General features: G+C 47.2%; 21 protein-coding genes. 13 read left to right on the top strand and 8 right to left on the bottom strand.

Going from position 1 to position 26,091, the window contains the following annotated elements; all coding sequences use genetic code 11:
* The first annotated feature begins 93 nt into the window (after positions 1-93).
* Both alaS and ICV38_RS08575 read left to right on the top strand, forming a co-directional pair.
* Complete coding sequence (gene alaS, locus ICV38_RS08580) at positions 94-2,718, top strand: alanine--tRNA ligase (RefSeq protein WP_215379614.1); 2,625 nt, start codon at positions 94-96, stop codon at positions 2,716-2,718.
* Between the two features lie 11 nt (positions 2,719-2,729).
* Positions 2,730-2,957, top strand: coding sequence for a sulfurtransferase TusA family protein (locus ICV38_RS08575; RefSeq protein ID WP_215382854.1), 228 nt, complete (start codon positions 2,730-2,732; stop codon positions 2,955-2,957).
* Between the two features lie 78 nt (positions 2,958-3,035).
* On the opposite strand, the gene galU is transcribed toward ICV38_RS08575, so the two are convergent.
* Complete coding sequence (gene galU, locus ICV38_RS08570; RefSeq protein WP_215379611.1) at positions 3,036-3,920, bottom strand: UTP--glucose-1-phosphate uridylyltransferase GalU; 885 nt, start codon at positions 3,918-3,920, stop codon at positions 3,036-3,038.
* Between the two features lie 14 nt (positions 3,921-3,934).
* A complete protein-coding gene (locus ICV38_RS08565) occupies positions 3,935-6,826 on the bottom strand; it encodes a valine--tRNA ligase (RefSeq protein WP_215379598.1) in 2,892 nt (963 codons plus the stop codon).
* Positions 6,827-6,850: 24 nt separating this feature from the next.
* On the opposite strand from ICV38_RS08565, the gene ICV38_RS08560 reads away from it, so the two are divergent.
* Positions 6,851-9,214: a UvrD-helicase domain-containing protein gene (locus ICV38_RS08560; protein ID WP_215379584.1), complete on the top strand. Its 2,364-nt coding sequence runs from the start codon at positions 6,851-6,853 to the stop codon at positions 9,212-9,214.
* A gap of 10 nt (positions 9,215-9,224) precedes the next feature.
* On the opposite strand, the gene ICV38_RS08555 is transcribed toward ICV38_RS08560, so the two are convergent.
* The 3 genes from ICV38_RS08555 to ICV38_RS08545 are packed head-to-tail and all read right to left on the bottom strand — an operon-like array spanning position 9,225 to position 11,414.
* Positions 9,225-9,998 carry a BPSS1780 family membrane protein gene (locus tag ICV38_RS08555; RefSeq protein WP_215379581.1) on the bottom strand — a complete coding sequence of 258 codons (774 nt, stop codon included), beginning with the start codon at positions 9,996-9,998 and terminating at the stop codon, positions 9,225-9,227.
* Positions 9,995-10,972 carry a homoserine kinase gene (locus tag ICV38_RS08550; RefSeq protein WP_215379569.1) on the bottom strand — a complete coding sequence of 326 codons (978 nt, stop codon included), beginning with the start codon at positions 10,970-10,972 and terminating at the stop codon, positions 9,995-9,997. Before ICV38_RS08550 ends, ICV38_RS08555 begins: the two co-directional genes overlap by 4 nt.
* A gap of 28 nt (positions 10,973-11,000) precedes the next feature.
* Positions 11,001-11,414 (bottom strand): hypothetical protein, encoded by a 414-nt coding sequence (locus tag ICV38_RS08545; protein ID WP_215379566.1) that lies wholly within the window; start codon positions 11,412-11,414, stop codon positions 11,001-11,003.
* A gap of 82 nt (positions 11,415-11,496) precedes the next feature.
* Here ICV38_RS08545 and polA point away from each other — a divergent pair, with 82 nt between their 5' ends.
* Genes polA through ICV38_RS08530 form a run of 3 tightly spaced genes read left to right on the top strand, consistent with a single transcriptional unit; the run spans position 11,497 to position 16,010 of the window.
* Complete coding sequence (gene polA, locus ICV38_RS08540; protein WP_215379563.1) at positions 11,497-14,322, top strand: DNA polymerase I; 2,826 nt, start codon at positions 11,497-11,499, stop codon at positions 14,320-14,322.
* 23 nt (positions 14,323-14,345) lie between these two features.
* Positions 14,346-15,230, top strand: a complete 885-nt coding sequence (locus tag ICV38_RS08535; protein WP_215379561.1) for a dienelactone hydrolase family protein — start codon at positions 14,346-14,348, stop codon at positions 15,228-15,230.
* Between the two features lie 6 nt (positions 15,231-15,236).
* Entirely contained in the window at positions 15,237-16,010 is a 774-nt protein-coding gene (locus ICV38_RS08530) for a ZIP family metal transporter (RefSeq protein ID WP_215379559.1), read from the top strand.
* Positions 16,011-16,024: 14 nt separating this feature from the next.
* Here ICV38_RS08530 and ICV38_RS08525 read toward each other — a convergent pair whose 3' ends face one another.
* Together ICV38_RS08525 and ICV38_RS08520 are read right to left on the bottom strand one after the other, a co-directional pair.
* Positions 16,025-16,855 carry a sulfurtransferase gene (locus ICV38_RS08525; protein ID WP_215379556.1) on the bottom strand — a complete coding sequence of 277 codons (831 nt, stop codon included), beginning with the start codon at positions 16,853-16,855 and terminating at the stop codon, positions 16,025-16,027.
* Between the two features lie 50 nt (positions 16,856-16,905).
* Positions 16,906-18,012: an aromatic ring-hydroxylating dioxygenase subunit alpha gene (locus ICV38_RS08520; RefSeq protein WP_215379537.1), complete on the bottom strand. Its 1,107-nt coding sequence runs from the start codon at positions 18,010-18,012 to the stop codon at positions 16,906-16,908.
* 136 nt (positions 18,013-18,148) lie between these two features.
* Between ICV38_RS08520 and xseB the strand changes: the two genes are divergently transcribed.
* Genes xseB through folE2 form a run of 4 tightly spaced genes read left to right on the top strand, consistent with a single transcriptional unit; the run spans position 18,149 to position 22,076 of the window.
* Positions 18,149-18,409, top strand: coding sequence for an exodeoxyribonuclease VII small subunit (gene xseB, locus ICV38_RS08515; protein ID WP_251368140.1), 261 nt, complete (start codon positions 18,149-18,151; stop codon positions 18,407-18,409).
* On the top strand, positions 18,410-19,306 hold the full coding sequence (locus ICV38_RS08510; protein ID WP_215379535.1) for a polyprenyl synthetase family protein: 897 nt from the start codon (positions 18,410-18,412) through the stop codon (positions 19,304-19,306). It begins immediately after the preceding gene.
* A 15-nt stretch (positions 19,307-19,321) separates the two neighbouring features.
* A complete protein-coding gene (gene dxs, locus ICV38_RS08505) occupies positions 19,322-21,223 on the top strand; it encodes a 1-deoxy-D-xylulose-5-phosphate synthase (protein WP_215379532.1) in 1,902 nt (633 codons plus the stop codon).
* 25 nt (positions 21,224-21,248) lie between these two features.
* Positions 21,249-22,076, top strand: a complete 828-nt coding sequence (folE2, locus tag ICV38_RS08500; protein ID WP_215379518.1) for a GTP cyclohydrolase FolE2 — start codon at positions 21,249-21,251, stop codon at positions 22,074-22,076.
* A 14-nt stretch (positions 22,077-22,090) separates the two neighbouring features.
* On the opposite strand, the gene tsaD is transcribed toward folE2, so the two are convergent.
* Positions 22,091-23,164 carry a tRNA (adenosine(37)-N6)-threonylcarbamoyltransferase complex transferase subunit TsaD gene (gene tsaD / locus ICV38_RS08495; RefSeq protein WP_215379515.1) on the bottom strand — a complete coding sequence of 358 codons (1,074 nt, stop codon included), beginning with the start codon at positions 23,162-23,164 and terminating at the stop codon, positions 22,091-22,093.
* A gap of 77 nt (positions 23,165-23,241) precedes the next feature.
* Here tsaD and rpsU point away from each other — a divergent pair, with 77 nt between their 5' ends.
* The 3 genes from rpsU to dnaG all read left to right on the top strand — a co-directional run bounded on the left by rpsU (position 23,242) and on the right by dnaG (position 26,009).
* Positions 23,242-23,454 (top strand): 30S ribosomal protein S21, encoded by a 213-nt coding sequence (rpsU, locus tag ICV38_RS08490; RefSeq protein ID WP_011903537.1) that lies wholly within the window; start codon positions 23,242-23,244, stop codon positions 23,452-23,454.
* Positions 23,455-23,582: 128 nt separating this feature from the next.
* The gene (locus ICV38_RS08485) at positions 23,583-24,029 is read left to right on the top strand and encodes a GatB/YqeY domain-containing protein (RefSeq protein WP_215379513.1); all 447 of its coding nucleotides are present in this window, start codon (positions 23,583-23,585) and stop codon (positions 24,027-24,029) included.
* 27 nt (positions 24,030-24,056) lie between these two features.
* A complete protein-coding gene (gene dnaG, locus ICV38_RS08480; protein ID WP_215379508.1) occupies positions 24,057-26,009 on the top strand; it encodes a DNA primase in 1,953 nt (650 codons plus the stop codon).
* Positions 26,010-26,091: the final 82 nt, after the last annotated feature.

The raw sequence follows: 26,091 nt of genomic DNA, 5'->3' as shown, positions 1-26,091 counted from the left end.
CGATTTTTATTGATGTTGAGCGATTGTAAGGCAGGTTTAGGTCCTCTTGCCAAGCGTTTGCCCTAGGCTAGTGCCAATGCGATAATTATTGCCATGAAAGTCTCCCAAATCCGCCAGGCTTACCTGGATTTCTTTGCCCAAAAAGGCCACCAAATCGTCCCATCCAGCCCAGTAGTGCCTGGGGATGACCCAACCCTGCTGTTTACTAATGCGGGTATGAACCAGTTCAAAGACGTATTTTTGGGTTTCGATAAGCGTCCTTATAGCCGCGCCACGACCGCTCAAAAGTGCATCCGTGCCGGTGGAAAACACAATGACCTGGATAACGTGGGCTATACCGCCCGTCACCATACCTTTTTTGAGATGTTGGGCAATTTCTCCTTTGGGGATTATTTCAAGATAGATGCCATTCAATTTGCTTGGGATTTATTGACCCAGGTATTTCAGTTACCTAAAGAAAAGTTGTTGGTCACCGTCTATGCGGAAGATGATGAAGCTTATGCCATCTGGAAGGATCAGATCGGCGTGCCTGCTGAGCGCATCATTCGAATTGGCGACAACAAGGGCGCGCGTTATGCTTCAGATAATTTCTGGATGATGGGTGACACGGGTCCATGCGGCCCTTGCACAGAAATCTTCTACGATCACGGCGAGCATATTCCTGGCGGTCCCCCTGGTAGCCCAGAAGAAGATGGCGATCGTTTTATTGAAATCTGGAATAACGTGTTCATGCAATTCAACCGTGATGAAGCGGGCGTGATGCATCCACTACCAAAGCCCAGTGTTGATACTGGGATGGGTCTTGAGCGTATTGCTGCGGTATTGCAACATGTACACTCTAATTACGAAATTGACCTCTTTGTCAATCTGCTTAAGGCTTCTAAGGATGCCGTAGATGCTGCTGGTGGTGAGAATTGCGACGCTACTAGCCCATCACTTAAGGTGATTGCTGATCATATTCGTGCTTGCAGCTTTATTGTGGTTGATGGAGTCATACCGGGTAATGCAGGGCGCGGATATGTATTGCGTCGTATTGCACGTCGCGCGATTCGCCATGGTTATAAATTGGGTGCGCGCAAACCATTCTTCTATCAATTGGTTCCTGCCCTCGTAAAAGAAATGGGCGATGCTTACCCAGAGTTGCGTGCCGCACAAGACAAAGTTGGTGAAGTGCTCAAGCAAGAAGAAGAGCGCTTCTTCCAAACAATTGCCAATGGCATGGAAATTTTAGATGGTGCACTATCGGGTGGTGCAAAGGTAGTTGATGGCGAAACTGCTTTCCGCCTGCATGACACTTTTGGCTTCCCATTGGATTTGACTGCTGACGTTTGTCGTGAACGTGGCGTGACTGTAGATGCTGAAGGTTTTGAGCTTGCCATGCAAAAGCAACGTGACCAAGCTAGGGCTGCAGGTAAGTTCAAAGTAGCCCAGGGCTTGGATTACAAAGGCAAACCCACCCAGTTCCATGGCTATGACACCCTTAAGCATGAGGGCGCCAAAGTTACAGCGCTCTACGTTGATGGCTCGGAAGTTGCCTTAGTAAAGGCGGGAGATGCTGCTGTAATCGTTCTAGATAACACCCCTTTCTATGCTGAATCTGGTGGTCAGGTCGGCGATAAGGGCGAGCTTCGCAATGAAACTGTTCGTTTTTCAGTAGATGACACCTTTAAGATCCAGGCGGATGTATTTGGTCATCAGGGTGAGTTGCTTGAGGGTGAGCTTAAAGTCGGCGACACCTTAAATGCCTTGGTTGATGTTCAACAAAGAACCGATACGATGCGCAACCACAGCGCTACGCATATCTTGCACAAAGCCTTACGCGAAGTGTTGGGTGATCATGTGCAGCAAAAGGGCTCTTTGGTGGATGCTACTAAAACCCGTTTTGACTTTACCCATAACGCTCCCATTACGGCAGAGCAAATTCGTCGTATAGAAGATATTGTGAATGCTGAGATATTGGCCAATACAGCCACCTCTGGAAAAGTAATGTCTTTAGATGATGCTCAAAAGACTGGCGCCATGATGCTCTTTGGTGAAAAGTATGGCGATGAAGTGCGCGTTCTTGAAATCGGCAGCTCCAAAGAATTGTGCGGTGGCACTCACGTATCTCGTACTGGTGATATTGGCAGCTTGAAGATTGTTTCTGAGGGCGGTGTTGCGGCGGGTATCCGTCGTGTCGAGGCAGTTACCGGTAGTAACGCACTGCAATTCTTGCAAGGTCTCGAAGATAAAATTAATGAGGCCGCAGCAATCCTTAAAACCCATCCAGGGGATTTAGTTAATCGTGTTGCACAACTTCAAGAAAGCTTGCGTCAAGCAGAGCGTGAGCTTGAAAAAGTCAATTCCAAATTAGCCGCTAGCCAGGGTGATGAATTAGCTGGGCAAGCAATTGATGTCAACGGCTTAAAAGTATTGGCTGCACGCTTAGATGGCGCGGACGCAGGTGTGCTGCGAGAGACGATGGATGCACTCAAGGCGAATCTTAAAACTGCTGCCATTGTTTTGGCGTCTGTTCAGGGCGATAAGGTTAGTTTGATTGCTGGCGTGACCGCAGACTCGATTGGCAGAGTGAAGGCGGGTGATCTCGTGAACTTTGTTGCTCAACAAGTGGGCGGTAAAGGTGGCGGTAAACCAGAGATGGCAATGGCTGGTGGCAATGATCCAAGCAAATTGGGTGCTGCGTTGGCTGGCGTAAAAGATTGGGTGGCTAGCAAATGAGTGATATGAATATTGCTTTCAATGCGGAAGTAGACGCCATCGGCATGAACTGCCCATTGCCCATCTTGCGCACTAAGAAAGCTTTGGCAACGATGCAGTCTGGCGAAGTTTTAAAAATTAAGGCAACGGATTCAGGGGCTGCGAGAGATTTTCCCGCATTTGCTAAGCAAACTGGTAATGAACTTATTGGAAGTGCTACTGAAGGCGATGTCTTGGTGTTCTTCTTGAAGAGAAGGTAAGAAGAAATAGGATTGCAAAGTTCTCCAAGGAAAAAGGCAGGATATTCCTGCCTTTTTTGTTTTCCAAATTAGAGTTGCTTAAGTTAAGGAGCGGCTCTTTAGGTAAGCAGCAAAATCAGCAGAAACCTCTGGGTGGCGTAATGCAAATTCCACAGAAGCCTTAAGGTATCCGAGTTTGCTTCCGCAGTCATAACGAACACCATCATATTCATAGGCAAATACAGGCTCTTCTTTGAGCAGAGTTGCAATTGCATCAGTTAATTGAATTTCGCCACCAGCACCGGGTTTGAGATTGCGAATATGTTTGAAGATATCTGAAGATAGGACATAGCGACCAACTACCGCTAGATTGGATGGTGCGTCTTTAGGTTGCGGCTTTTCAATGATGCCGTTTAAGTGATAAATGCCCTTGGTTACTTCCGAGCCAGAGACGATGCCATAAGAGCTACTTTTAGCTGGATCAATTTTTTCTACTGCAATAACCGAACCATTTTGCTCATTAAAGACATTAAGCATTTGCTTAAGTACCGGAGGCTGTCCATCCAATAAGTCATCAGCCAAGATGATGGCGAACGGTTCATCACGGACTAATTTTTCTGCACATAAGACTGCGTGACCTAAACCTAGGGCTTCGGGCTGACGAACGTAGACACAATCGACATGGCTTGGTTTCACGCTGCGCACAATATCGAGTAATGCTTGTTTATTTTTTGCTTCGAGTTCAGCCTCAAGCTCATATGCTTTATCAAAGTGATCTTCAATAGCACGTTTACTGCGACCGGTAACGAAAATCATTTCCGTAATGCCGGCAGCAATTGCTTCTTCTACTGCGTATTGGATCAATGGCTTATCAACTACGTTGAGCATCTCTTTTGGACTTGCCTTAGTAGCTGGCAAAAAGCGAGTGCCAAGACCTGCAACAGGAAAGACGGCTTTAGTAACGGCTTTAGTAGTTAATGGCATTGAAGATCCGATCTTTATTTGAGACGCTCTAATTGTGCAACAAGCTTCTCATGGTTTTGCTCAAACCCTGTAAGACGTTGTTTTTCTTGGGCAACCACCTCGGCCGGGGCGCGAGCCACAAAGCTCTCGTTACCCAATTTACTGCGGGCCTTGGTAATTTCATTGGCTAAGCGCTCGATTTCTTTGCCTAGACGAATGCGTTCTGCAGCTACATCTACCTCGATTTTGAGAAGAAGCTTGATATCGCCAACTAATGCAATCGGCGCGCCGGGAGCATCTTTTTCAAGAGCAGATTCATCGCTGTAGATTTTGACTTCGGTGAGCTTGGCTAAAGCAAGTAAGTAAGGTGTAGCTTTTTGCAAGAAGGCATCCGGGCCATAAATCCACAAAGGCACTTTTTGACCTGGCGGTACTTGCATTTCGCCGCGCAAGTTCCTGCAGGCATCCACAATTGCTTTGACTTGCGCAACCCAAGCTTCGCTTTGCTCATCAATTTTCTCGGGTTGAGCAACAGGATAGGGTTGTAATGCAATCGTTTGCTTGGCTTGTTTTGCCAATTCTTTACCAGACTTTGGACCAACTGTTTGCCAAAGGGTTTCAGTGATAAACGGAATGAGTGGGTGAGCTATGCGCAAGATAGTTTCTAGAACCCGCAATAATGTACGACGCGTTGCGCGCTGCTGAGCAGGTGTGCCAGTTTGTAACTGCACCTTAGCAAGTTCCAAATACCAGTCGCAATACTCATCCCAAACAAACTGATAGATGCTGCTTGCGATATTGTCAAAGCGATAGTTCTGGAAGCCTTTTGCAACTTCAGCTTCCGTTCTTTGGAGCTGCGACACAATCCAGCGGTCCGCAGGTGAGAAATCTAAATAACCTTCAGGTCCGCACTGATTGTCACACGGTGCTAAACCATTTTCCTCGTCGTTACCAGGACAGTTCATGAGAACAAAGCGGGTCGCATTCCAAAGCTTGTTACAGAAGTTGCGATAGCCTTCACAGCGTTTCTGATCAAAGTTGATATTGCGGCCCAGTGAAGCGAGTGATGCAAAAGTGAAGCGCAATGCATCTGTGCCGAATGCTGGGATACCGTCCGGAAATTCTTTTTTGGTTTTCTTGCTGATGCTCTCAGCTTGTTTTGGATTCATGAGACCGGTAGTGCGTTTGCCAACCAGCTCTTCAATCTTGATGCCATCAATCAAATCAATCGGATCCAAAGTATTGCCCTTGGATTTACTCATCTTCTGACCTTCTGCATCGCGTACCAACCCATGCACATAGACAGTATGGAACGGCACCTTTCCAGTGAAGTGGCAAGTCATCATCACCATGCGCGCTACCCAGAAGAAGATGATGTCAAAACCAGTGACCAAAACGGATGACGGTAGGAAATGGTTCAGCGCAGGAGTCTCATCAGGCCAGCCCAATGAGCTAAATGGCACGAGAGCCGAGCTAAACCAGGTGTCCAAAACATCTGGATCACGATTGAGCTTGCCGGTGTAGCCAGCTGTAGCAGCTTTAGCTTTAGCCTCTTCCTCTGACCGAGCCACAAAGATCTGGCCGTCATCACCATACCAAGCAGGTATTTGATGGCCCCACCAGAGTTGACGTGAGATGCACCAGTCTTGAATGTTTTCAAGCCATTGGGTGTAAGTATTGATCCAGTTTTCTGGAACAAGCTTGATATCGCCCTTGGTGACCGCATCTAGAGCGGCGCCTGCGATCGATGAGCCAGGTTGATATTTGTTATCAGGGCTTGGCTTAGACATTGCCACAAACCATTGATCAGTGAGCATTGGCTCAATGATGGTCTGGGTGCGATCGCCACGCGGCACCATCAATTTATGGGGCTGCACTTTCTCTAATAAACCAGCTGCATCTAAATCGGAAACGATTTGTTTGCGAGCTACAAAACGCTCCATTCCTCGATAGGCAGCGGGAGCATTGTCATTAATCTTGGCATCTAGAGTGAGAATACTAATCAATGGCAGTTGGTGACGTTGACCCACTGCATAGTCATTAAAGTCATGTGCAGGAGTAACCTTCACTACGCCAGTTCCAAAGTTCAGATCAACGTAGTCATCTGCAATGATGGGGATTTGGCGATCACATAGTGGGAGATTGACTGACTTACCAATGAGGTGTTTGTAGCGGTCATCTTCTGGGTTGATCATCACTGCAACGTCACCCAGTAAGGTTTCTGGGCGGGTAGTTGCAACAGTGAGGTGACCTGAGCCATCAGCTAGTGGATAGCGAATGTGCCACATCGAGCCATCCTCTTCTTCGCTCACCACTTCTAAATCAGAGACTGCTGTGCCTAGTACGGGATCCCAGTTCACCAATCGTTTGCCACGATAGATTAAGCCTTGTTCATGAAGACGAACAAATACTTCCACCACTGCCTTGGACATTTTGCTGTCCATCGTGAAATATTCTTTACCCCAATCAATTGAAGCACCCAAGCGACGAATTTGACGGGTGATCGTGTTACCAGAAGTTTCTTTCCATTCCCAAACTTTTTCGAGGAATTTCTCACGACCTAAATCGTGACGAGAAACTTTCTGTGCATCGAGTTGGCGCTCAACAACAATTTGAGTGGCAATGCCTGCATGGTCTGTGCCTGGCACCCACAAAGTATTTTTACCGGACATGCGGGCATGGCGTACCAAGCCATCCATGATGGTTTGGTTAAAAGCGTGACCCATGTGCAGGGTCCCTGTCACATTTGGTGGTGGTAGTTGAATTGAAAAATCAGCTTTACCTTCATCCATGCTGGCATCAGCAATGCCTCTGCGCTCCCACTCTGGACCCCAATAGGCTTCAATCGGGGCAGGTTCATAGGATTTTGCTAGTTCATCTACTGAACCGGCCGCTGGTGAATTAGGGGTATTTGAGGCATTTGGCATAAGAGGCAAATTATAATTGGGCTGATGTACTCAGACTTGCTCGCGAACCTCAATCCTGAACAGCGCGAGGCAGTAACCCTCCCGCCTGTTAACTCTAATGGCCAAGCCCAGTCAGCCCTGATTTTGGCTGGCGCTGGTAGCGGTAAGACGCGCGTATTGACTACTCGTATAGCCTGGCTGATCCAAACGGGTCAGGTATCGCCTATTGGCGTCCTAGCAGTGACCTTTACGAATAAGGCTGCGAAAGAGATGATGGTGCGTTTGAGCGCCATGTTGCCGATCAATACACGAGGAATGTGGATTGGCACCTTTCATGGACTTTGTAATCGTTTATTGCGTGCTCACCATAAAGAAGCGGGCTTACCTTCCACTTTCCAAATTTTGGATACCCAAGATCAATTGTCAGCTATCAAGCGTCTTTTGAAGGGTCTGAAAGTTGATGATGAGAAGTATCCGCCTAAGCAATTGCAATACTTTATTGCCCATGCCAAAGAGCGTGGCCAACGCGCCAAAGATTTATCGGTGGGAGATGACTTTCAGGCAAAGATGGCGCAACTCTATGCTGCCTACGATGAACAGTGCCAGCGCGAGGGCGTTGTCGATTTTGCTGAACTACTCCTTCGTAGTTATGAGTTGCTCAAGCACAGCGAACCGATTCGTACGCATTATCAAGAGCGTTTCCGTCACATACTGATCGATGAGTTCCAAGACACCAATGCTTTGCAATACGCTTGGCTCAAATTGCTTTCCGGCCATGATGCTAGTCGCGTCAACGTCAGTGGTATGGGGAGTAGCTCTGTATTTGCGGTTGGTGATGATGACCAAAGTATTTACGCTTTTCGTGGCGCAGATGTGGAGAACATGCGCCTTTATGAAAAACAATTTCATCCACTTTTAGTCAAGCTTGAGCAAAACTATCGCTCGCACGGCCATATTCTGGATACGGCTAATCATCTGATTGCAAATAACTCAGAGCGCCTTGGTAAAAACCTAAGAACTGATGCTGGTCATGGAGAGCCGGTCCGAATCTATGAGGCACCAAGTGACCATGCTGAAGCCGCTTGGCTGGTCGATGAAATCAAGGCCTTAATCAACAGTGGTATCCAGCGTACGGAAGTAGCTTTGCTCTATCGCAGCAACGCGCAGTCACGCATTATCGAACATGCGCTGTTTTCTGCTGGTATTCCATATCGTGTCTATGGCGGCTTACGATTCTTTGAGCGCGCTGAAATTAAACATGCTTTGGCTTATTTGCGCTTGCTAGAAAATCCTAATGACGACACTTCATTTTCTCGTGTCGTGAATTTCCCAACTAGAGGTATTGGCGCGAGATCAATTGAAGCCTTACAAGATGCAGCTAGAGAACAACAATGTTCCTTATATTCAGCAGCATCTTCTCTTGATGGTAAGGCTGGCGCTACCTTAAGTGGTTTTATTCGCTTGGTTGATCATATGCGCGAAGCAACGCGTCACAATACCTTGCCTGAAACAGTGGAGTTTGTGATTCAGCACAGTGGCTTGATTCAGCATTATCTTTCTGAGCGCGAAGGGCAAGACCGCGTAGAAAACTTACAAGAATTAATTAATGCTGCTACCGCATTTATTGCGGAAGAGGGTTATGGGCAAGACGCTGCGGCTGCGATGCTACCTGGTGAGAATGCACCTGGAGTCGTTGAAGTCTCTCCATTAGCCGCTTTCTTGTCACATGCTTCCTTGGAAGCGGGCGATAACCAAGCTCAGGCTGGCCAAGATGCTGTGCAGTTAATGACCGTTCACTCTGCTAAAGGCCTAGAGTTCACCTCTGTCTTTATTACTGGGCTTGAGGAAGGATTATTTCCTCATGAGAACAGCATCAATGAGCAGAATGGTCTCGAGGAAGAGCGTCGCCTCATGTATGTGGCAATCACTCGCGCTAAAGAGCGCTTGTATCTCTCGCACACCCAGTCACGCATGTTGCATGGTCAAGTACGTTACAACATGCCTTCTCGCTTCTTGGAAGAGTTGCCATCCGATTCTTTGAAATGGCTCACACCAAAAGCCAAAGATGCGCGCTGGGGCGGCGGCACCAGATCGGGTTCAACTTGGCAAGATGGCTATACCCGCCAACGTGAATATGAGTCCAATGATTTCTTTGACTCTGGCAGCGAACGCCCAAGGCCAGCAAAGCGGGTCGGATCCGCTTCCATGGAGGTGAAGCGCTTGGCATCACCTCCCCGTGGAGATTATCCATTCAGAATTGGCCAGAATGTTTTCCATACCAAGTTTGGCGAAGGTCGCGTGACTGGCTTAGAAGGTGTTGATGCGGATGCTCGAGCACAAGTGAACTTTAAGCGTCACGGTGTGAAGTGGTTGCAACTGAGTATCGCGAAGCTTGCTGCGATTGATTAAGTAGTAAAAACTAAATGACGATTTCGTCTTCTACAAAGCATGCTTTCCAAGTTGCATAGAAAGAGCAGTGCATGATTGTTAAGCCCGCCATGGAGATGGGTGCGACAATAAATGAAGCGGCTTGCTCAAAATCGAGTGCATCGAATAGCATTCCAATAGTCAGTGGGAAAGCAATTAGAACCGCACTCCAAACCGCTAAATAAAAAAAGAATGCTGCTTTATTGGTCCAGCACGCCAGCCAGCTGGAGAAGAGCGCCTGAGGAACTGACATATCAGCCCAAGCCACCAAAATAGGTGAGAACCACATCAGCATTGCTACTGGGATGTAGAGGATCGCACCAAAGAAAAGGATTAAATAGATCTGACGCAAGGCTTCTGGTGTGATTGCTTTATCGCTAGTCATCAGAGGGAGTAGCAGCTCAAAATCTACTAAGAGACTCAGGATAAAACTGAGCAAAAGAATGAGTGCTGCATAAACTAGACCTAGTTGCAACATACGCTTACGAATAAATACACCGGATTGCAATGCAATCAAATACACCATAGGACGGATGCGTTCTTTTTGAATCGCTTGACGACAGGCTGTCATGAAGCCAACAGACAAGGTTGGCGTTAAGAGTAGTACTGCAAAGACACCGATTACCGGAATGATGACAGCGAGTTGAGCGGCAAACACATACATGAAAACAAGCATCAGAAAACCGAGTGGGTTTTGTTTGAAGAGCCAAATACCTTGTCTTATCCAGGTATAACCCTCTTTAGGTGGGACAGAATTGAGTTTCATGAGGTTCGACGACTCAGCAAAATACGCTCAAAGTGAGTTGGATCGTGTGGGGTCAACATCTGCGCATCGCGTGGTAAGTAAAAATCCCACAGACGGGATACCCAAAAACGTAGGGCAGCAGCACGCACTATAAGCGGCCAACTTGCTTGCTCTTCTTTGGTTAAGGGGCGTACAGATTGGTAGGCCTGCATGAGGGCGTCAAAGCGAGTTGGATCAAGATCTTGTTTATTCTCCGCCAGGCACCAATCATTCACAGTGACCGCGAGATCAAACAACCACTTGTCTGTACCAGCGAAATAAAAATCGAAGAAGCCGCCAAGTTGATCATTACTGGAGTCAGCGCCACCTTTGGGGTCAAAGAGCACGTTATCTCGGAATAGATCGCAATGACTTGAGCCTTGCGGCAATAAGTCGTAATTGCTCGAAGCAAAAAATGCTTCTTGAGTCGCAAGCTCATGCGTGAGCAAATCTTTTTGAGATGAATTTAAGTGAGGCAAAACTAGGGGAATGGTTTGTTGCCACCAAGCTAGGCTCCGAAGATTTTCTTGTAACTTTGAAAAGTCTTTTCCAGCTAAATGCATCTTAGCCAACATCTCACCAACCATAGCGCAATGTTTTGCCTCAGGCTGCATGCGAGATAGACCCGGAAGTTTAGTAACAATCGCTGCTGGCTTACCTTTGAGGGAAAACAGGATCTCACCCTGCTGGTTCTCAATCGGTTTGGGAACTGGTATGCCCTTGTTCGCCAAATGGCGCATCAATTCGAGGTAGTAAGGGAGTTGCTCTGCAGATAAGCGCTCAAAGATGGTCAAAACGTATTCTTGTTTCTCACCATCTTTGACGGCATCTAAAAAGAAATTAGAATTTTCAATTCCACCATGAATGCCGCGAATATCAGTAGCTTCACCGATCCTGAAATTTTGCGAAATCCATGCGGAGATATCGCTCAGTTCAATGGGGGTAAATACAGCCATAAAGCAGCAACTATTCTTTTTGACTTTTTTACTGGATCGGAATGCTGATGCTCGGTACGCTCAAGAGTGCACCTTCACCTGATGGAGGTCCAGGCATCACGGAGTCTGGGGGCGACATCTCATAGGTGGTGTACTTAGTTTTGACTTGTACTTGAGTTGGGCTGTTGGCATCTTTGTATTCGGTAATTTCAGTGCCGGTAGCCTCTTTGTGCTGAAAACTGGGTTTACGTGACTCAGGACTGCTCATGACACCTGCTGGACTCACCATTGGGGCCAGTGGCTGATTGTTGATTCGGTTGAGCTCGGATTGGCTCAGAGCTTGGCTGGTATTCTGAGCTTGTGCTGATCCCACTCCAAAGAGGCTAAAAACCACCAAAAAGCTCATTAGAGCAAGGCTTTGCCTGAAGGTATGGCTAATTAAGTTTGTTAGAGCATGCATCATTTTTCACCTTTTTTGGCCTACTCTCGGATGGTTCTTTAACCAGACCTGTAGGCAACTTATAACTAGATTGTACGATTGCGGTATGACTAAACATAGACTCTTGTTGGTAGACGGCTCTAGCTACCTCTATCGTGCCTTTCACGCCATGCCAGACCTCCGAAATGGGGCTGGGGAGCCTACTGGCGCCATATATGGCATGGTCAATATGATGCGCCGGGCTAGATCGGAGCTCAAGGCTGACCATATCGCCTGCGTCTTTGACGCTAAGGGTAAAACTTTCCGTGACGAGATGTACGCCGAGTACAAGGCTCATCGGTCGCCCATGCCGGAGGATCTGGTCAAACAAATTGAACCAATCCATGCAATGGTCAAAGCCCTGGGTTGGCCAGTGTTGATGGTTTCTGGTGTTGAGGCCGATGATGTGATTGGCACTTTAGCGTGTCAAGCCACGCAAGCCGGTTGGGAAACGATTATCTCGACTGGCGATAAAGATTTAGCGCAGTTAGTAAATTCTTCTGTCACGCTCATCAATACGATGACGAATGAAAAGTTAGATATCGAAGGCGTAAAAGAAAAGTTTGGTGTACCGCCAGAGTTAATTGTGGACTACTTATCGATTATTGGCGACGCCGTAGATAATGTACCTGGTGTTCCTAAAGCGGGCCCTAAAACTGCCAACAAGTGGTTAGCAGAGTTTGGTAATCTTGATAACTTGATGGCCAATGCAGATCAAGTGAAAGGTGTCGTTGGAGAAAACCTTCGCGCCACTTTAGATTGGTTGCCACAGGCGCGCCAACTCATCACCGTCAAAACGGATTGTGATTTATCACCACATTTACCTGGCTTGGATGATTTACATGCCAAGTCTGAAGACGCTGCATTGTTACGAGAGTTATTTGAGCGCTATGCATTTAAGACTTGGTTGCGCGACGTTGAAAAACAACTGACAAGCCCAGAGAATATAGCCTCTGAGGCGCCCACCTTTGATCTTGCTGGCAGTCCAATCGCCAGCGCTTCTGAAGAAACTGGCTCCAAAAAATCACGTGTCGTTGCAAGCACTCCGACTAAGGTGTTATCGCAAGATACAACGGATTTGCAAGGCGCAATTGAGCGTAACTATGAATGCGTGACGGATGAAGTTGCTCTAGAGAAGTGGTTAAAAAAGATTGAGAGTGCCCCATTAACTGCCGTTGATACAGAAACGACCAGCTTAGATGCATTGGCTGCCGAACTGGTTGGGATCTCGCTATCAGTAAAGCCAGGCGAAGCTTGCTACATTCCGGTGGCACATCGCAATGGTGAGGTGCAACTTAATCGTGATGCTGTGCTTACCAAGTTAAAGCCATGGTTAGAAAGTACAAGTAATTTAAAGGTTGGTCAAAACTTAAAGTACGATGCGCATATTTTTGCCAACTACGGAATTACTCTAGGCGGTGTTGCATTCGATACCTTGCTAGAGTCCTATGTGTTGGAGTCACATCTTCCACACAATATGGACAGTTTGGCCGAGCGCCATCTGGGTATGAAAACCATTCGCTATGAAGAGGTGTGTGGCAAAGGTGTTCACCAAATTGGTTTTGATCAGGTGGATCTTAAGATCGCCACAGACTATGCGGCTGAGGATGCTGACATTACTTTGCGCCTGCACCTTGAGCTTTGGCCGCAGATCCAGCAGAGCCCAGGCCTGCTCTATGTTTATGAAAAGATCGAAATGCCGGCAATGCGTGTATTGGGAATCATGGAACGCAATGGCATTCGAATTGATTCAGCGCTGTTAGGTCAGCAAGGGCAGCAGGTTGGCAAGCGGCTCTTAGAGCTTGAGGGCGAAATTCATCAGCTCGCAGGCCAGCCTTTCAACATTCAATCACCTAAACAAATTGCTGAAATTCTTTTTGGGCAGCTCGAATTACCGGTAATTAAGAAGACTCCATCGGGCGCACCATCGACTGATGAAGAAGTCCTGCAAAAGTTGGCTGAAGACTATCCCTTGCCGGCGCGCATTCTGGACTATCGTAGTTTGGCTAAGTTGATGTCAACCTACATCGAGAAGCTCCCTCGGATGGCTGATCCTAAAACAGGCCGTGTACATACCAACTTCTCACAAGCGACTGCCGTCACTGGACGTTTGGCGTCGAGCGATCCTAACCTACAAAACATTCCAGTGCGCACCGAAGAGGGCCGTCGTATTCGGGAAGCATTTGTTCCTGCCGATGGATGCAAATTGTTATCTGCTGACTATTCGCAGATTGAGCTTCGTATCATGGCGCACATTGCCGAAGATGAAAATCTTCTCGCTGCATTTAGAGATGGCAAGGATGTGCACCAAGCAACCGCTGCAGAGATTTTTGGCATTCCTTTAGAGGATGTCAATTCAGAGCAACGTCGTTATGCCAAGGTCATTAACTTTGGCCTCATTTATGGCATGAGTGCGTTTGGTTTAGCGGGCAACTTGGGCATTGAGCGTTCTGCTGCGCAAAACTATATTGCGAAATATTTTGATCGTTATCCAGGCGTTGCTCAGTACATGGAGCACACACGTTTGGAAGCCAGGGAAAATGGTTATGTGGAAACAGTCTTTGGCAGACGTCTTTGGTTGCCAGAAATTAAGGGTTCGAATGGACCTCGTCGCCAAGGTGCTGAGCGTGCTGCCATTAACGCGCCAATGCAAGGAACTGCTGCCGACCTGATTAAGTTGGCAATGATTGCTGTTGAGGATTGGCTGGAAAAAGAGCAACTCAAGACCAAGCTCCTATTGCAAGTGCATGACGAATTGGTCTTGGATGTTCCTTTTGATGAAATTGACCTATTGCAAGCGAAGTTACCTGATTTAATGTGCAATGTAGCTCAATTGAAGGTTCCCTTGGTCGTCAGTATTGGGATTGGCGATAATTGGGAAGAAGCGCACTAGTAAATAGCCTGGAGGCACGCATCATGACTGATAAGATACAAAACAGTAGAAGAAATTTTATGAAGACTTCAGTCGCCAGTGCGACAGCAGTAACAACCATGGGTGTTGGATTTGTTACAGCCTCTGATCCGGTATTGGCCGCAGCCATTGAGACTGATTTCAAGGGCATTCAAGCGGGCGAGCAAATGATTCCGATTGGCGGCTTCCAGTTGCCAGCCTATGTATCTCGCCCAGAAAAGACTAAAGGGAATTTGCCAGTCATTATTGTTGTGAGTGAAATTTTCGGTGTACATGAATACATCGCTGATGTCACACGACGTTTTGCGAAATTAGGTTATCTTGCGATTGCCCCAGAGTTCTTTACTCGCGCTGGTGATCCCAATACTTACGGCACGATTGCTGAAATTCAGTCGAACATTGTGGCCAAAACCCCTGATGCTCAAGTCTTAAATGATCTGCAGGGAGCATTGGTTTGGGCTGGCAAGAATGGTGGCGATCTCAAGCGTGTAGGCGTTACAGGCTTCTGTTGGGGCGGTCGTATTACCTGGTTGTCCGCTACCCTGCCACAAGTCAAAGCTGGTGTGGCTTGGTATGGAAGAGTCATCGGTGAGAAAACAGAAAATAGTCCGCGTCACCCAGTGGATCTAGCGGCCGATTTGAAGGCGCCGGTACTTGGCTTATATGGCGGTGCTGATACAGGTATCTCTTTGGAGAGCGTGGATCAAATGCGTGCAGCACTAGCTCAAGCAGCACCAAAAAATCCAGCAGCTAAAGCATCGTTGATTGAGGTATATCCGGATGCGCCTCACGCGTTTCATGCCGACTATCGCGCAACATATCGTGAAGGCCCCGCTAAAGATGGTTGGGAGAAGTGCATCGCTTGGTTTAAGAAAATGGGCGTAGCGTAATTCTCCATGACGGTTCTACAAAGCATCCTCTTAGTTACAGCGTTAGCAGGCACTGCTAGCGTACTGGTTGCAGCCAGCTGTTCATTGGCGTTGTTATCTAAGATGGTCAACAACATGGTAAGTTTGTCAGTGGGCATACTGCTGGCTACAGCTTTGTTGCATTCGCTGCCCGAAGCATTCAATATTTCTGGCACTAATCCCCAGCTCTTGTTTGCAACCTTACTAGCTGGCTTGTTGGGATTTTTCTTGTTAGAGAAAATTGCCCTGTTACGTCACGATCATCACCATGAAGGTGATGGGCATCACCATCATCACGGGCATGATGCAGAAAATGCTGGTCGTAGCGGTTGGATGATTTTGGTAGGTGATGGTATTCATAATTTTGTCGATGGCATTCTGATTGCTGCTGCTTTTATGGCGGACTACCAAGTAGGCATCTTTACAGCGATTGCCATCATTGCGCACGAGATTCCACAGGAGATCGGTGACTTTATTGTTCTGCTTAATGCCGGCTTCTCCCGTACACGCGCATTGCTCTATAACTTCATCTGCGGCCTATCTGCCGTACTTGGCGGTGTGCTGGCGTATTTCTTCTTAGAGCGCGCACATGCTGCAATGCCTTACTTACTTGTCATTGCTTCAAGTAGTTTCATTTATATTGCGGTTAGTGATTTGATTCCACAAATGCATCGTCGTCCACACTGGGCTGAGTCGCTCCGTCAAACAGTATTGATTGCTTGTGGCGTAGGCTTCGTGATCCTGCTATCCCTACTGCATTAATTACAAACTTAGATTTAAGTTTCGATAGGTCTGCTAGAGTCGGCGCACCATTCGCTCCAACTGCCTGCATATAAGCGAGAGCCTTTTAGCCCAGCAATTTCCATTGCGAGTAAGTTGTGACAAGCGGTAACACCGGATCCGCATTGATGAATCACATCAGCTGGTTTGATGGGACCGAGTAATTCGACAAAATCTTTAAAGAGTTGTTCGGCAGGTTTGAATGCTGTGGCAGATAAGTTACCTTTAAAGAATCGGTTGATGGCTCCAGGGATATGTCCACCAATCGGATCTAAGGTTTCATTCTGACCCTGAAAGCGATCGTTAGAACGGGCATCAAGAACAGTATTTTTCTTGCTTTGTAGATTGCTCACGACTTCATCAACCAAAACTAATCCCACATAAGGCCTAGGCTCAATTGCCTGTGGGGTTGCAGTAGGTTGGCGTGGCACTGTGCCCATCGGGCCATTCCATGCATCGAGTCCGCCATCGAAGACTCGAACATTGGCATGTCCAGTGGCCTTGAGCATCCACCAGAGGCGACTTGCATAGACTGAGCCTTGTTTGTCATAGGCAACAACCAATGTATTGGGGCTAATGCCAAGGCGCGTTTTGGTCTGTGCCCAAGCTTCTGGAGTGGGTAAGGGATGTCTGCCATTCTTGCCGGTTTTGTTACCCGACATATCTTGGTCAAGGTCCACGTAAATCGCACCAGGAATATGACTTTCTTCGTACGCTTTTTTGCCAGCAAGTGGATCTGCTAAATCAAAGCGGCAATCGCAGAGTAAAACATCTTCGCCACTATTAATGATTTCTTCTAACTGGTTTGCGGTAATTAGAGGAGTCATGATGCTTCCTATTTTTAAGTGGCGAGAGTGATGTAATGCGACTGTCTAGATTATGCGCCCTGAAAATTCATGACGCGACGATACCATTCATGAAAATGTTGCATGCCATCTTCCATTGGGCTTTGATAAGGACCAACTTCGTTGACGCCCCGGGCAAGAAGTGCTGCTCTACCTTGGTCCATGCGTTCAGCGATTTCATCATCTTCAATGCAGGTTTCCATATAGGCGGCACGTTCGGCTTCCACAAACTCACGTTCGAATAGGGCAATTTCTTCTGGGTAATAAAACTCAACAATATTGCGAGTTTTATTCACGCCCATTGGGTGCAAGGTCGATACACAGAGCACGCCTGGGTACCACTCCACCATCACGTTGGGATAGTAAGTGAGCCAGATCGCTCCATGGCGTGGTGCTTTACCGCCATATTGGCGCAGCACTGCCTCATGCCAGTTCTTGTAGGTTGGGGATCCTGGGGTCCGAAGATCCTTATGAATGCCAACAGTTTGAACGCTGTGCCAATCACCAAATTCCCACTGCAGATCTTCGCAAGAAACAAACTTCCCTAAGCCCGGATGAAACGGCACCACGTGGTAATCCTCAAGGTAAACCTCGATAAAGGTTTTCCAGTTGTAATTGCATTCATGCACTTCAACATGATCAAGTACATAACCATCAAATTTGAGATCTTCAGCAACACCCAGGTTGGCGAGATCGTTGCGGACATCGCGAGGGCCTTCGAACAAGAGGCCTTGCCAATTTTGCAGAGGTGACTTACCAAGATTTAAACAAGGTTTATCTTCAAAGTGTGGTGCACCCAATAAATTACCACCCAAGTCGTAAGTCCAGCGATGTAATGGGCAAACAATATTGTCGGCCTTGCCTTTGCCATTGAGCATGAGTGCTTGGCGATGACGGCAGACGTTAGATAGGAGCTCAACACCATCGTTATTGCGCACGAGGATACGACCTTCGTTTTCTGCGGATAAAGTTTGGTAGGAGCCAATTTCAGGCACCATGAGTTCGTGGCCAACATAGCCAGGACCCTGCTTAAAAAGCAGTTCAATTTCCCGCTGATACAAGTCAGCGTCAAAATATGCCGAAACCGGCAGTTGCAGATTGGACGGCGCAAGCTTCTGCGCGGTAGCCAGATTAGTCATTCTCCCCACCCCCGAAAACGTCAGCCGAAGCTAAGCGGAATAACCAATCCAACCATCGACGGATCGATATTGGAAAGGAAGGGATGGATTATACCCATCCAAGGGGTTTCTCGCTTTAATATGTAGGGCTATCCGTATGGGAATCAAGAAGGAAAACCAGCTTATGCCAGCCAAGAAGTCAGAGAGTCAAAAACCAGGCCTTGAGGTCCAAATCGACCCAGATCTGCGCTATGAGCAAGCAGTCAAGGAGCTCGAAAAGCTCATTTCTGATATGGAGTCTGGCAAATTTTCCTTAGAAGAGACCTTGTTGGCCTATCAACGAGGTGCCGCTTTACTCAAACATTGTCAGGGAGTGCTTGCGCAAGTGGAACAGCAAGTGCGCGTTTTCGAGGCTTAATTGAGCGCTGAATTTCATTTTCAAGATTGGATTGCTGCTCACTCTGAGCGTACCGAATCTGCTTTAGACCGTTTGCTTGATTCTGCGCAAACAACGCCGCATCGTTTGCATGAAGCGATGCGCTACGCTGCGCAAGGTGGTGGTAAACGCATTCGCCCCTTGTTAGTTTATGCAGCCGGTCAACTAGGTGATAGCAAAGACAATGCTGAGGTATTGGATGCGGCTACAGTCGCAATTGAATGTATACATGCTTATTCATTAGTGCATGATGACTTGCCATGTATGGACAATGATGATTTACGTCGCGGCAGACCAACTGTTCATAAAGCCTTTGATGAAGCTACTGCATTATTGGTGGGCGATGCCTTGCAAACGCGCGCCTTTGAGATTTTGGCAAATGCCAACGGTGATGCCAGTAATCGTTTGCGGATGATTAGTACATTAGCAGCTGCCTCTGGCTCACGTGGCATGGCTGGTGGCCAAGCGATTGATCTAGAGAGTGTTGGTAAAAAATTGGATCTTGCGGGTTTACAACAAATGCACGCGATGAAAACTGGCGCTTTGTTGGCATGTGCTGTTGAGTTGGGTGGAATTGCTGTCAATCTCAATGCAAATCAATTGGCACAATTGCAAAAATACTCAATCGCCTTAGGCCTGGCATTTCAGATTGTGGATGATGTGCTCGATGCCACGGCAGATAGTCAAACCCTTGGAAAAACAGCTGGCAAAGACGCTGCTAATGACAAGCCAACCTATGTCACCTTGATGGGTTTAGACTATGCACAGAAACAGGCTAAAGAATTGCAAGAAACCGCTATCAGTAGCCTAGATAGTTTTGGTGAAAAAGCCCAAGCCTTAAAACATTTAGCTCTGTTGGTTGTGAGTAGAGGTAAATGACAAAAATTAGACGCAATGACCTTAAATTCTATTAACTCTCCTGATGATTTAAAAAAACTTTCTCGCGAAGAGCTACCTGCTCTTGCTGATGAGTTGCGTCAGTTTGTTTTGGAGTCTGTCTCGAAGACGGGTGGACATTTATCCTCCAACTTGGGCACTGTAGAGTTGTCGATTGCATTGCATTATGTATTTGATACACCGCGCGATCGCATTGTCTGGGATGTGGGTCACCAAAGCTATCCCCATAAAATTTTGACTGGTCGTCGTGAGCGCATGAGTACCCTGCGTCAGTTCAGAGGTTTGTCCGGATTTCCGCATCGTGCTGAAAGCGAGTTCGATGCTTTCGGTACTGGCCACTCATCAACCAGTATTTCTGCAGCGATGGGGATGGCACGAGCCTTTCAAACCAAGGGTGAGCGTCAAGTTGCCGTTGCAGTGATTGGTGATAGCGCGATGACAGGTGGCATGGCATTCGAAGCCATGAATAATGCCGGGGTCTATGACGACTTACCGCTTTTAGTCATTCTGAATGACAACGATATGTCGATCTCGCCTGCAGTGGGCGCACTCAATCGGCATCTAGCAAGATTATTGAGCGGCAACATTTACTCTGCAACCAAAAAAGGGATTGATAGCGTTTTATCTATTGCCCCACCGCTGCGTGAGTTTGCTAAACGCTTAGAAGATCATGCCAAAGGCATGGTTTCGCCTTCAACCATCTTTCAAGAATTTGGTTTTAACTACTTTGGTCCGATTGATGGCCACGATTTAGATGCCTTGATTCCGATGTTGCAGAACGTGAAGCGTTTGGCGCTCGAGGGACGCGGTCCACAGTTCTTGCATGTGGTGACCAAAAAAGGTCAAGGCTATGAGTTGGCAGAAGCTGATCCAGTTCTCTATCACGGACCAAGTAAATTCAATCCAGAAGAGGGTGTTAAAAAAGCAGCTGCCAGCAAGAAAACCTTCACTCAAGTATTTGGCGAGTGGCTCTGTGATATGGCGCATGTCGATCCTTTGTTGGTTGGCATTACTCCAGCTATGCGCGAAGGCTCTGGTTTGGTCGAGTTTGAAAAGAATTTTCCGAAGCGCTATTACGATGTCGGCATTGCTGAACAACATGCTGTGACCTTTGCAGCGGGTATGGCATGCGAGGGTATGAAGCCTGTTGTCGCGATTTATTCCACTTTCTTACAGCGTGCCTACGATCAACTCATTCATGACGTTGCTCTACAAGATTTGCCAGTGCTATTTGCACTTGATCGTGCAGGCTTAGTTGGTGCAGATGGTGCAACCCATGCTGGTGCGTATGACATTCCATTCTTACGCTGTATTCCCAATATGTTGGTCATGACACCCGCAGACGAGGCTGAGTGTCGCGATTTACTAACCACTGCATTTCATCAGCCACACCCAACCGCTGTGCGCTATCCGCGCGGTTCTGGTGTTGGAGCCACTCCTTCAACCGAGTTACGAACATTACCGCTGGGTAAAGGTGAGATTCGTCGTGAATCGAATGCACCTGTTGGCCAGCGCGTAGCGATTTTGGCATTCGGTACTTTGTTGTATTCCGCATTGGAAGCTGCTGAAAGTCTTGATGCAACGGTAGCTAATATGCGTTTCGTAAAACCACTCGACATTGATTTGATTCAATCCTTGGCGGAGAATCATGATTATTTTGTCACCATTGAAGATGGGGCGATTGCTGGTGGAGCTGGTAGCGCATGTCTTGAAGCGCTCTCAAATCTTGGTATTCACAAACCCTTATTGCAGTTAGGTCTTCCGGATGAATTTATCGAGCATGGAGACTATCAACTGCTGATGACGAAGTGTGGCTTGGATGTAGAGGGGATTACAAACTCTATCAAGAAGCGTTTTCCTGCTGTATTAATGGCAAATTCGGCGATTTCAGGCAAATAAGATCGTTTTGCTTGAAAATAGAGCCATGAATGACATGAATCCCGCCTTTCTCAAAGCCAGCGCAATGCCTGACGTGCAATCTACCTTGGATGAGCGCGCGCTGCCAATTGAGCAAGTTGGTATCCGTGGTGTGCGTCATCCGCTAACAATTCGAAGCAAGACTGGGAACTTTCCATCGGTAGGTACTTTTGAGATGGATGTGGCTTTACCCGCTCATGTGAAGGGCACCCATATGTCTCGTTTCATGGCGCTCTTGCAAAAGCAAGATCAAGCCATCGATAGCGCTACGGTTGTAGCGCTTGTAAAAGAGATGCTGCCTTTGCTCGATGCCAAACAAGGTCATGTGCAATTTACTTACACCCACTTTGTGAAAAAAGCAGCGCCGGTGTCTGGTGTTGAAAGCTTGATGGATTACGAAGTGACTTGGATGGCTAATGCCAAGCAAAATGCAACAGGCACTGCTGATGTTGAGTTGGGTTTACGTGCACAGGTGCCAGTGATGAGTTTATGCCCATGCTCAAAAGAGATTTCTGAATTTGGGGCACACAATCAACGCTCACATGTCACGATGACAGTGACATTGGACTCAAATACGCAGATGACTGTGGAAGATTTGGTTACTGCTGCTGAAAGTGAAGCCTCTAGTGAGCTTTGGGGATTACTCAAGCGTCCTGATGAAAAGTGGGTTACCGAGCACTCTTATAGCAATCCTAAATTCGTTGAAGACTTAGTGCGTGATGTGGCTGGCAATCTTAAGGCTGATCAGCGTATCCAATCCTTTGTGGTTGAGGCCGAGAACTTTGAATCCATTCATAATCACAGCGCCTTTGCCAGAATTAGCCATAAGAAATAATCAGCTTAAGCAAATTAAATCAAATTATTGCTTTGCAAATCCCAGCGGGGTTTGACATCAAAGGCTCCAGAAGTTGTGGAGCCATTATTGTTGGCGAGTAGGCGAAGTGCACCCGCAAACGCAATCATTACGCCATTGTCAGTGCATAACTCTAGAGGTGGGTAGTGCACTTCAAAACCATTCTTTTTTGCTTTGTCATTTAGCGCATTACGTAATTGCAAATTCGCACCTACGCCACCAGCAAGTACTAAGTGTTTGCAAGCAGTTTGCTTCAGCGCTTTTTCAGACTTACTTACCAAGACTGCAACGATGGCATCCACAAAACTTCTCGCAAGATCTGCATGAAATTGCGCCACCTCAGTAGGATCAGAAATTTTTCTCTCATCAAACTTTTTGACTTGATTGAGAACCGCTGTCTTTAATCCTGAGAATGAGAAATCTAAATCTCCCGAATGGAGCATCGGCTTTGGTAGATCAAACACTCCGGCTCGACCCTGTTCTGCCAGTTTAGAAATTGCTGCGCCACCTGGGTAATCTAAGCCTAATAATTTGGCTGTTTTATCGAACGCTTCGCCTGCAGCGTCATCCAAAGATTCACCTAAAAGTTCATATTGACCAATGCCTGAAACCTTCATTAGCTGGGTATGTCCCCCTGAAACAAGGAGGGCAATAAAGGGAAATTGGGGTGCGGTTTGGCCTAAAAGTGGAGAAAGTAGGTGCCCTTCGAGGTGATGGACGCCGATTGAGGGCAAATTGAGACCCTGAGCTAGGGATTTAGCAAAAGCGCTGCCCACTAGAAGGGCGCCCGCTAAACCGGGTCCCTGGGTAAAGGCCACAGCATCAATATCGGCTAATTTGAGTCCAGATTGGGTCAAAGATTGCTCTAAAAGGGGTAAAACACGGCGAATATGGTCTCTAGATGCCAGTTCTGGGACTACACCCCCATAATCTCGGTGCATGGCGATTTGGGAGTGCAAACCCTGGCCCAGAATGCCCTGGAATGCCGGTTTTCCCTCTTCCCAGGGGGCTGTGTTGTATAAAGCCACCCCGGTTTCGTCACAAGAAGTTTCTATTCCTAAAACAATCATTTTTTGGCTTAGCCGTGCTAGAATCGCAATTCAGTTAATTTTTCGATATTTATCGAGCATATACGAGTTAAATAAGTATGACTACAGTCCGCCTCCGCGAAAACGAACCATTTGAAGTGGCATTGCGCCGTTTCAAGCGCACCATTGAAAAAAATGGTCTTTTGACAGACTTGCGTGCCCGCGAGTTTTACGAGAAGCCAACGGCTGAGCGTAAGCGTAAAAAGGCTGCTGCTGCTAAACGCCATTACAAGCGTATTCGCAGCCAAATGTTGCCTAAGAAGCTTTACTAATAGAATTTAAAAGCTCTCTTCACCGAGAAGCTTTGAAACCCGCTGACGGTGAAACGCAGCGGGTTTTTGCTTTTTGAATCGCCAATTATTGCTAGATAAATTCAACATCAGAAAACTAGGATCGCACCATGAGTCTGAAAGATCAAATTACCGAAGATATGAAAAACGCTATGCGTGCCAAAGAGACTGCACGCCTTGGCACCATCCGTCTTTTGTTAGCCGCTATTAAGCAGCGTGAAGTGGATGACCGCATCGTACTCGATAATGCAGCCATCATTTCTACGATTGAAAAAATGATCAAGCAGCGCAAGGACTCCATCTCTCAATTTGAAAAAGCGGGGCGCGATGATTTGGTCGCCGTTGAATCTGCCGAGATGGTTATTTTGCAAGCTTACTTGCCAGCACAGATGTCTGATGCAGAAGTTGAGGCTGCAGTCGCCGCCGCAGTTGCTTCGACTGGCGCTGCGGGTCCGCAGGATATGGGCAAGGTCATCGGTGTGCTGAAGGGTCAATTGGCTGGAAAGGCTGATATGGGTAAAGTCTCTGGCTTGGCAAAAGCTGCACTCGCAAAATAAGAGAACTCAGCTCATACTCCTAGCCTTATGGCGCTCATTCCACAATCCTTCATTGCCGATCTTCTGAATCGGGTCGACATCGTTGATGTGGTTGGGCAGCACGTAAAGTTAAAAAAAGCAGGCGCAAACTATCAAGGTTTGTGCCCCTTTCATTCAGAGAAGTCCCCTTCCTTTTCTGTATCTCCAACAAAACAGTTTTATCACTGCTTTGGTTGTGGAGCGCATGGCTCTGCGATTAGTTTCATGATGGAGTACTCAGGTTTGGGTTACGTAGATGCCATTGAGGAGCTTGCACGTTCTGCAGGACTTGATGTGCCCCGTGAAGAGCGCACGGCAAATGACGTTGCTAGGCAGCAGCAAGCAATGGCAGTTAGTGAAGTGATGAGTGCTGCCGCAGATTGGTATCGCCAGCAACTTAAAAATAGTACGCGTGCTGTTGATTATTTAAAGGGTCGTGGGCTGACCGGTGAAATCGCAAAGCGTTATGGACTGGGTTATGCCCCCGATGGTTGGCAAGGACTTGAAGCGGTATTTGGTCCCTATAGCAACGATGAGGTGGCCAAGACCTTAGTCGAGGGTGGCCTGCTTATTCAGGGTGAGCAATCTGAGGGTGCCCCCGTAAAACGTTATGACCGTTTCCGTGATCGTGTGATGTTCCCGATCAGAAACCCAAAAGGTCAAACAATTGGTTTTGGTGGACGCATTCTCGATCAAGGTGAGCCAAAGTATTTAAATTCTCCAGAGACACCGCTCTTTTCTAAGGGTAATACGCTCTACGGTTTATTTGAGGCAAGACAAGCCATTCGCGCGCAAGAATATGTTCTCGTATGCGAAGGTTATATGGATGTGGTGGCACTTGCGCAATTGGGTTTTCCTAATGCAGTGGCTACATTGGGTACAGCATGTACAGCAAACCATGTGCGGATATTGCTACGCCAGACAGATAAAGTCGTTTTCTCATTTGATGGTGACTCTGCTGGTCAGCGTGCAGCACAACGTGCGCTTGAAGCTTGCTTGCCACTCATGTCAGACGATAAAGAAATTCGTTTTTTATTCTTACCAACTGAGCATGATCCCGATAGTTATGTCAGAGCATATGGCGCGCCGGCATTTGAGAAGGTGATTAAAGAGGCTATGTCGATCTCCAGCTTCTTCTTTAAGGTCTCAAGCGAAGGTCATGACTTAACTACTCCAGAAGGTAGAGCCCATACGCATCATGCAGCGAAGCCTCTGTTGCTATCGATGCCTCCCATTGCCTTGCGAACCCAAATCTTGCGTGAGCTTGCTATTCGCACGAACTCTACCCCTGCTGAACTTGAAGCATTCTGTGGATTAACGGTAGTGCCCGCACAGAAGTCGGCATACAGCTCAAATCAAGTGAGACAACAGAGTATTCCAAATACTCAAACCAACTTCGGCAGTAATGGAAACAGGCAAGGTGCCCCATGGCAAGCTTTTAAGGGATCTGCTAAACGGGTAGCAACGCAAAATATTGAACCACCAAAAGCGCCAACCGATTTGACAGAGCAAATGTTGCGAGTGCTGATTCAGTTTCCGCATTTGGGAAAAGTGCTTGATAGTAATAGACGAGCTTTGGCACTAAAGGCAGCCGAACAAAGATCCGCAAATGCACTCGCATTAATGAAAGACCTTCTTTCTCAATGCGATCAAGTGGAGTTGATTCTTGGTGAGAATGGAAAACCAGGAAGCGTAGGTGCTGGCGCTTTTGCCATGTTCCAAGATCAACTATCCTGCAGTGAACTGGCACCCATGTATGAAGTGCTGAGAAAACGGGTGATGGGCTCAGATCTTGAGCTTGATGGGGCGATTGCAGATTTAGAGGGCGCTTTTAAAAAACTAGAGTTGAGCCACTTAAAACAAGAAATGACCGAAATTGCCCAAAAGATTGCTGGAAATACTGCAACCGACCAAGACAAAGCCAGATATCGGGAATTGGGCGAAAAGCTGAAATTCTCCTAAGAATTTACTGAAACACCGCTAGAAATCCCCGAAAAATACTCCATATTTTTAGGTAGTTGGGGGCTAAAAAAGTCGCAATCGA

Source organism: Polynucleobacter sp. MG-6-Vaara-E2 (assembly GCF_018687695.1).
Classification (GTDB): Bacteria; Pseudomonadota; Gammaproteobacteria; order Burkholderiales; family Burkholderiaceae; genus Polynucleobacter.
This window is presented reverse-complemented; position numbering and strand designations above follow the sequence as displayed.

Excerpts from the sequence above, each read along its gene's own strand:
- dxs (WP_215379532.1), top strand. The coding sequence starts at position 19,322 with ATGACCTTAAATTCTATTAACTCTCCTGATGATTTAAAAAAACTTTCT.
- ICV38_RS08560 (WP_215379584.1), top strand. The coding sequence starts at position 6,851 with ATGTACTCAGACTTGCTCGCGAACCTCAATCCTGAACAGCGCGAGGCA.
- ICV38_RS08525 (WP_215379556.1), bottom strand. The coding sequence starts at position 16,855 with ATGACTCCTCTAATTACCGCAAACCAGTTAGAAGAAATCATTAATAGT.
- galU (WP_215379611.1), bottom strand. The coding sequence starts at position 3,920 with ATGCCATTAACTACTAAAGCCGTTACTAAAGCCGTCTTTCCTGTTGCA.
- ICV38_RS08565 (WP_215379598.1), bottom strand. The coding sequence starts at position 6,826 with ATGCCAAATGCCTCAAATACCCCTAATTCACCAGCGGCCGGTTCAGTA.
- alaS (WP_215379614.1), top strand. The coding sequence starts at position 94 with ATGAAAGTCTCCCAAATCCGCCAGGCTTACCTGGATTTCTTTGCCCAA.
- ICV38_RS08545 (WP_215379566.1), bottom strand. The coding sequence starts at position 11,414 with ATGATGCATGCTCTAACAAACTTAATTAGCCATACCTTCAGGCAAAGC.
- ICV38_RS08520 (WP_215379537.1), bottom strand. The coding sequence starts at position 18,012 with ATGACTAATCTGGCTACCGCGCAGAAGCTTGCGCCGTCCAATCTGCAA.
- tsaD (WP_215379515.1), bottom strand. The coding sequence starts at position 23,164 with ATGATTGTTTTAGGAATAGAAACTTCTTGTGACGAAACCGGGGTGGCT.
- folE2 (WP_215379518.1), top strand. The coding sequence starts at position 21,249 with ATGAATGACATGAATCCCGCCTTTCTCAAAGCCAGCGCAATGCCTGAC.
- xseB (WP_251368140.1), top strand. The coding sequence starts at position 18,149 with ATGGGAATCAAGAAGGAAAACCAGCTTATGCCAGCCAAGAAGTCAGAG.
- ICV38_RS08555 (WP_215379581.1), bottom strand. The coding sequence starts at position 9,998 with ATGAAACTCAATTCTGTCCCACCTAAAGAGGGTTATACCTGGATAAGA.
- ICV38_RS08535 (WP_215379561.1), top strand. The coding sequence starts at position 14,346 with ATGACTGATAAGATACAAAACAGTAGAAGAAATTTTATGAAGACTTCA.
- ICV38_RS08550 (WP_215379569.1), bottom strand. The coding sequence starts at position 10,972 with ATGGCTGTATTTACCCCCATTGAACTGAGCGATATCTCCGCATGGATT.
- polA (WP_215379563.1), top strand. The coding sequence starts at position 11,497 with ATGACTAAACATAGACTCTTGTTGGTAGACGGCTCTAGCTACCTCTAT.
- ICV38_RS08485 (WP_215379513.1), top strand. The coding sequence starts at position 23,583 with ATGAGTCTGAAAGATCAAATTACCGAAGATATGAAAAACGCTATGCGT.
- ICV38_RS08530 (WP_215379559.1), top strand. The coding sequence starts at position 15,237 with ATGACGGTTCTACAAAGCATCCTCTTAGTTACAGCGTTAGCAGGCACT.
- rpsU (WP_011903537.1), top strand. The coding sequence starts at position 23,242 with ATGACTACAGTCCGCCTCCGCGAAAACGAACCATTTGAAGTGGCATTG.
- dnaG (WP_215379508.1), top strand. The coding sequence starts at position 24,057 with ATGGCGCTCATTCCACAATCCTTCATTGCCGATCTTCTGAATCGGGTC.